At 63.6% G+C, this 5,647-nt stretch carries 4 protein-coding genes and 1 pseudogene; all 5 read right to left on the bottom strand.

Features of this window, described 5'->3' with window-relative positions:
- Nucleotides 1-207 (bottom strand): annotated as a pseudogene (locus tag VL752_RS07940) (4Fe-4S ferredoxin); the annotation flags it as partial.
- Entirely contained in the window at nucleotides 204-947 is a 744-nt protein-coding gene (locus VL752_RS07935; protein ID WP_325353899.1) for a (Fe-S)-binding protein, read from the bottom strand. The gene VL752_RS07935 and the pseudogene VL752_RS07940, both read right to left, overlap by 4 nt.
- 9 nt (nucleotides 948-956) lie before the next feature.
- Entirely contained in the window at nucleotides 957-1,811 is an 855-nt protein-coding gene (locus VL752_RS07930) for a fumarylacetoacetate hydrolase family protein (RefSeq protein WP_325353897.1), read from the bottom strand.
- Nucleotides 1,812-1,922: 111 nt separating this feature from the next.
- Nucleotides 1,923-3,236: an L-rhamnose catabolism isomerase gene (gene rhaI / locus VL752_RS07925; protein ID WP_325353895.1), complete on the bottom strand. Its 1,314-nt coding sequence runs from the start codon at nucleotides 3,234-3,236 to the stop codon at nucleotides 1,923-1,925.
- 5 nt (nucleotides 3,237-3,241) lie between these two features.
- Nucleotides 3,242-5,350, bottom strand: coding sequence for a bifunctional rhamnulose-1-phosphate aldolase/short-chain dehydrogenase (locus VL752_RS07920; RefSeq protein ID WP_325353893.1), 2,109 nt, complete (start codon nucleotides 5,348-5,350; stop codon nucleotides 3,242-3,244).
- Between the last annotated feature and the right edge of the window lie 297 nt (nucleotides 5,351-5,647).

Here is a 5,647-nt window from a genome sequence, read left to right as displayed (position 1 = left end):
GGCGAGGCGGCTGAGTGTGTGTTCCTTGATAGCGGAGGCGAGCGATCGCAGCTCCTGCCATTCGGGAACGGTGTCCATCTGCCCGTCGCGCTTTTGGCGCAGCTCCCAAAGGCGCTTGTCATGGAAGGCGAGATGCGGCGCATCGGCCACGAAAGCGGCAGCGGCGGCCGCGTGGTCAACCGGCTTGGTCTTGTCGGCCGTGCTCATGCCCGCGCTCCATTCAGGATCTGGGCGATATGGATGAAGCGGATCGGTACGCCTGCCCGCTTCGCGCAGCCCTGCTGGTGCATGAGGCACGAGGTATCGGCCGAGACGATGTATTGCGCCCCTGCCTGGGCATGATCGCGCACCTTGTCCAGCCCCATGCGGCCCGAGACCGCATCTTCCGCCACCGAAAAGGTGCCGCCGAAGCCGCAGCATTCATCCGCGCGCGCCGGGGTGACGAATTCGATGCCACGCACGCCGGCGAGCAGGTCGAGCGGTTTCGAGAAGGGGGCTTCGCCAAGCTCCGACATACTGGCCGTGCGCAGGGAGCGCAGCGTGCCGCAGCTGTTGTGCAGCCCGACGCGGTGCGGGAACTCGGCCCAGGGGAACGCTTCGACCTTCAGGATATCGTGCAGATATTCGACGAGTTCGTAGGTATGGGCGCGCAGGTGGCGAACCCGATCGGTCTGCGGAACCGCATCCAGATGCTCGCGCAAATGATGCACACAGCTGCCCGAGGGCATCACCACGGCATCAAAATCGCCGAAGAGATCCACGAAATGGGCTTCGGCGCCTTTCGCGGCACCCTGGCAGCCGTTATTCGCCATCGGCTGGCCGCAGCAGGTCTGCCCCTGCGGATAGACGACATCGACCCCCAGCCGTTCCAACAGCTCCAGGGACGCAATGCCGACTTCGGGGAAGAAGGCATCGATGAAGCAAGGAACGGCGAGGGCGACGCTCATCGGGTCAGGCTACTTCTTCGACCAAGCAACGACATCCTGGCGTTGTTCGCCAAGCTTCTCGATCCCGAGGGTCATCACGTCACCGGGCTTGAGGTAGACGGGCGCGGGCTTCATGCCCATGCCCACACCCGGCGGCGTGCCGGTGGTGATGATATCGCCCGGCATCAGCGTCATGAACTGACTGACGTAGGACACCAGCGTTGCGGCGCCGAAGATCATGGTCTTGGTGGTGCCGGTCTGCATGCGCTTTCCGTTCACGTCCAGCCACATGGAGAGGTTCTGCACGTCGCCGACTTCGTCCTTGGTCACCAGCCAGGGGCCCGTGGGGCCGAAGGTGTCGCAGCCCTTGCCCTTGTCCCAGGAGCCGCCACGCTCGATCTGCCATTCGCGCTCGGAGACGTCATTGATGACGCAATAGCCCGCGACATGGTCGAGCGCGGAAGCCTCGTCCACATACTGCGCCTTCGTGCCGATGACGATGCCAAGCTCCACTTCCCAGTCGCTCTTGACGGAGCCCTTGGGGATCACAACCGTGTCATTGGGGCCGCAGAGGGAGGTGATCGCCTTGGTGAAGACGATCGGCTCCTTCGGGATCGGCATGCCGGATTCGGCGGCATGGTCGGCATAGTTCAGACCGATGGCGATGAACTTGGCCGCGCCCGAGACGGGCACGCCGTAGCGCGGCTGGCCCTCGACAAGCGGCAGACTCGCCGGGTCAATCGCGGCCAGTTTGGCGAGCGCGGCGGGCGAAAGCTCGGCCGGCGTGATGTCGGCGACAACGCCCGAAAGGTCGCGGATATGGCCGTCCTTGTCGAGCAGGCCAGGTTTTTCCGAGCCCAGAGGGCCGTAGCGCAGCAGCTTCATGGAGTTCCGTCTCCCGGTGGGCGGGCAGAGAGCCCGAATGGGCTGAGTTTGGACCCATGCCGGCCGGGCGACAACCCGGGCAGCGGCATGGGGCGTCCCACGGGGCGACGGTCAGACGATACCGCCCGACCCGCCGCTTTTGGCCGGCCGGATTCGGCTTACGGTCTCGCGGTAGAAACTGGCGCGATAGGCCGAGACGGGATCGATGGCCGCATGCTTGCGCTGCCGCGCCATGGCGAGGATCGGGGCCACGTCGGTTGTGAAGGCGCGCTTCAGCGTCTGGCTCGCCATCAGCGGGTCGTTCGTGTCCTGGAATCCGTCCAGTGCCGCGCGGTCCACCAGCAGCGCCTGGGCGTAGGCGCGCTGCACCTCCACGGCACTCGTCATCAGGCTTTCGATCGGGTCGGTCACGTTGTGGGATTGGTCGAGCATATAGGAGGGGTCGAAGCCGGGGGCCTGGTTGCGCGCCGCTTCCACCAATTCGTTGAAGACGAGGAAGAGGCGGTACGGCTCGATGGCACCGGCATCGAGATCGTCATCGCCGTATTTCGAATCGTTGAAGTGGAAGCCGGCAAGCTTGCGGGCATGCAGCAGGCGCGAGACGATCATCTCGATATTCACGTTCGGCGCGTGATGGCCGAGGTCGACCAGGCAAAGGCAGCGGTCGCCCACGGCCTGTGCCGCGAGGAGAGACGAGCCCCAGTCCTGGATCACGGTCGAATAGAACGCCGGCTCGTACATCTTGTGTTCGAGAAAAAGACGAAGGTCTTCCGGGATACCGGCATAGATCTCCTGCACGCCCGCGATGTAACGGTCGAAGGCGCGGCCGAAATGCTGCTGGCCGGGAAAATTGGAGCCGTCGCCGATCCAGACCGTCAGCGCCTTCGAGCCGAGCTTCGCGCCGAGTTCGGCGCAGCGGATGTTGTGAGCGACGGCTTGGGCGCGCACCGCCGGGTCGGTATGGGAAAGGCTGCCGTATTTGTAGGAGAGCGGGTGCAGCGGATTGCCAGGATGGTCCTGGAAGGTGTTGGAATTGACAGCATCGAAGCCGAGGCCGAGGGAATTGCCATACTCTTTCAGCGCCGCGACATCCTCTACCTCGTCCCAGGGGAAATGGAGGGAAACAGTGGGCGTGGCGCCGCCGAGCCGATTGACGACGGCGCAATCCTCGAGCTTGTCAAAGATATTGCGTGGTTCGCCGCCCATGGGGAAGCGCGCGAAGCGGGTGCCCCCAGAACCCACGGCCCAACTCGGAGCCGCGACCGCAAAAGCGCCCACCGCGGCCGTGACGTGCTCGATGTCGATACCGCGCCGGTCGAGGCTGCGGCCGAGCGCGTCATACTCGTCCTGCAGCGCTGCCGCTCGCGGCGCGTTCTGCTGGGCGATGAAATCCTGGTCCAAGGCAGGCGTTGCGATCTTGTCCATGATGCTCACCGCGTGAAGGCGTTGGCGTTGCCGGCATCGATATTGATGATGTTGCCGGTGGATTTGGAGGAGATCTCAGACGCGAAGAAGGCAATGCCCTCGGCGATATCCTCCGGGTAAACGCTGCGTTTGAGCAGGCTCCGCTGGCGGTAGACCTCGTCCAGCTCCTCGAGCGAGGATTTCTGGTATGAGGCCGCGCGCTGATCGCCCCATTCACCCTTCCAGATGCGGCTGCCGCGCAACACGGCATCGGGGTTGACGACATTGGAGCGGATGCCGAAGGGCGCGCCTTCCAGAGCCACGCAACGCGAGAGATGCAGTTCGGAAGCCTTGGCCGTGCAATAGGCGGCAGCACCGGGGGAGGCGACGAGGGCGTTCTTGCTCGCCACCATGATGATAGAACCACCGATCGCCTGATCCTTCATCAGGCGGAAGGCGCCGCGAGCGGTCAGGAAATAACCGGTCGAGAGAATGTCGATATTCCTCTGCCACAGCGCGAGAGACGTGTCCTCTAGCGGCGCCGCCGAGGCGATGCCAGCATTGCAGACGCAAACGTCTAAGCCGCCGAAGGTCGCCGCAGTCTCCAGGAAGGCGACGGTGATGGCATCTTCCTTGGTGACATCGGCCCAGACGGTGCCGACATTATCCGCGCCATAGGTTTTGGCGAGTTCCTGCCGGGATGTTTCCAGAATATCGCGGTCGATGTCGCAGAGCATGACGCAGGCGCCGTCCTGCATCAGCCGCCGGGCGGAGGCCATGCCGATGCCGCCGGCACCACCCGTGATGAAGGCGATCTTGCCGGCCATGGCGCGGGCTTTCGGCATCCGCTGCAGCTTCGCCTCTTCCAGCAGCCAGTATTCGATGTCGAAGGCTTCCTGCTCGGGCAACCCGCGATAGGTGGAAACGGTGGAGGCGCCGCGCATGACGTTGATGGCATTGCGGTAGAACTCGCCGGCAATTCGCGCCGTCGCCTTGTCCGCCGCGAAGGTCAGCATGCCGATGCCGGGGATGAGATAGACCACCGCATTGGGGTCGCGCATCTTCGGGCTGTTGTCGTGTTTGCAACGCTCATAATAGGCGGCGTAGTTGGCCCGGTATGCTTCGAGCGCCGCCGGGAGCCCGGGCAATAGATCGGCGACGGTCTGGGTCGCCGGATCAAAATCCAGCACCAGCGGCGCGATTTTGGTGCGCAGGAAATGATCGGGGCAGGAGGTGCCGAGCGGCGCTAGCTCCGCGAGCGCCTTGGAGCTCACGAATTCAAGCACCTCGGGTGAATCGTCGAAATGCCCGAGTTTGCGCGGCCCGTCGCGACTGATCAGCCCGCGAATGATCGGCATGAGGGCGGCCGCGACATCCCGGCGCTGCGCGGGTGCTGCGGGCGCGATACGCTCGCCGCCGAAGATCACCTTTCCCCGGCTGCGCTCGGCCAGGAACGAAATGGCCTTGTTGATGGTGTTGACGGTGGTCTCGTAGCATTCCTTCTGGGTCTCACCCCAGGTGAAAAGGCCGTGGGCTTCGAGCACGAGGCCCTTCGCGCGCGGATTCTCGTCGGCGAATGCCTTGAGCCAGAGGCCGAGTTCGAAACCCGGGCGGCGCCAGGGCACCCAGCCGATCTCGTCTCCGAAAATCTCTTTCGTCAGCGCCCGGCTGTCGGCCGAGGCGGCAATGGCAATGATCGCGTCTGGGTGCACATGGTCGACATGGGGATGGTCGATGAAGCCATGCAGCGCGGTATCGATGGAGGTCGTGCGCGGGTTCAGGTTGAAGGTGCAATGGTTGTAGAGGCCGACCATCTCGTCCTCTTGGGCGTCGCTCTTGTAGATGCCGCGGAGCGAATGGAGCTTGTCCATATAGAGGGTCGCGAAACCATCCAGCTTGATGCTGCCGATATCGCCGCCCGATCCCTTGACCCAGAGAACCTTCACGGTCTCTCCGGTCAGCGGATCCGTCATGTCGAGCTTGGACGAGGTGTTGCCGCCTCCATAATTGGTGATGCGTTTGTCGGAACCGAGCAGGTTCGAGCGATAGACAAGCAGGTCCGCCGGCGCGAGCCGGTTCGCCGTCTCGTCGTCCCAGCGGTTTTCGAGCAAAGATAGATGGTCGATCGCGTCCATTCGTTCCTCCCGCGAGCCCCGTTATCCCCGGTCTGGCGGCCGGTACGGTCTGGGCTTAGGCCTTTTCCTAATCCGAACTTCGCTCACGATCAACCATCTTCGATAGAAAACCGTCACACAATGAAAGAAGATGCTTGACGATTGAGCGATTCTGACGCTTTCTCAACACGAACGAGGGGGAAAATCCGTGCTCGAACGCGAGCGTCAACGTCTCATCCGTAATCTGGCCGAAGACCGCTCCGTCGTCTCGGTCTCCGAACTGGTCGAGCTGCTCTCGGCTTCGGAGGCGACGATCCG

This window comes from Acidisoma sp., from assembly GCF_035492295.1.
Taxonomy (GTDB): Bacteria; Pseudomonadota; Alphaproteobacteria; order Acetobacterales; family Acetobacteraceae; genus Acidisoma.
Note: the sequence above shows the minus strand (reverse complement) of the source record. Positions and strands in the feature narration are given on the sequence as shown.